Genomic DNA, 759 nt, shown 5'->3' with positions numbered 1-759 from the left:
CTGAATTCGGTGCGATCTCGATCACAGGATCGGCTTCCTATCGCGATGCCTATTATCTCTTCAACGTGGAGAACCCAGGCTTCGCTCCGGGCACGAACGTGCTGTTCCCGAATGGGGGTCCGGCGCTGGATCCGGACTCCTATACGTTGCTGGACCTCAGCTTCGTCTGGACATCGCCGTCCGAGCGCCTGCGCTTCGGTATCCACGGCCGGAACCTCACGGACGAGGAATACCGCGTCGCAGCCTACAACTTCGTGACGCCGAGCCAGCTTGGCTTCGACAGTGCGTATTCGGCCTTCTACGGCCCGCCGCGCACGCTTACCGCCTCAATCTCGGTCGACTTCTAGTCAACTGAGCGGACCGGCGACCTTTACCTCCGTGGGTCGCCGGTCCGTCCCTTCCAAACCTTGCAGATACCGGTAACCGCTTCGGCGTAGCCTGAAGGACAGCCATGACCGATCTCGCGGCCCCACCCTCTCCGACGTCCCGTAATGCATCTCGCGCCTATGTGCTGGCATTGCTTACGCTGGTCTACACATTCAACCATATCGACCGGCAGGTCCTCGTGATCCTGCTGGAGCCGATCAAGGCTGACCTGAAACTGGACGACGCTCAACTCGGCTTGCTGACAGGCCTCGCTTTCGCGGCTTTCTACGCAACGCTCGGCATTCCGATGGCAATGTGGGCCGACCGGGGCAATCGCCGCACGATCATTTCTCTCTCACTGGCCGTCTGGTCGGGCATGACCGCGGTCTCCGG

1 protein-coding gene and 1 pseudogene are annotated in these 759 nt (G+C 61.3%); both read left to right on the top strand.

Features of this window, described 5'->3' with window-relative positions; all coding sequences use genetic code 11:
• Nucleotides 1–347, top strand: a pseudogene (locus B4F73_RS05475) (TonB-dependent receptor); the annotation flags it as partial.
• 104 nt (nt 348–451) lie between these two features.
• Nucleotides 452–759 (top strand): MFS transporter (locus B4F73_RS05470; RefSeq protein WP_349679543.1); only part of this gene is annotated, 308 nt, incomplete at its 3' end.

The organism is Hyphomonas sp. UBA3601 (assembly GCF_002375605.1).
In the GTDB taxonomy this organism is placed as follows: domain Bacteria; phylum Pseudomonadota; class Alphaproteobacteria; order Caulobacterales; family Hyphomonadaceae; genus Hyphomonas.
Note: the sequence above shows the minus strand (reverse complement) of the source record. Positions and strands in the feature narration are given on the sequence as shown.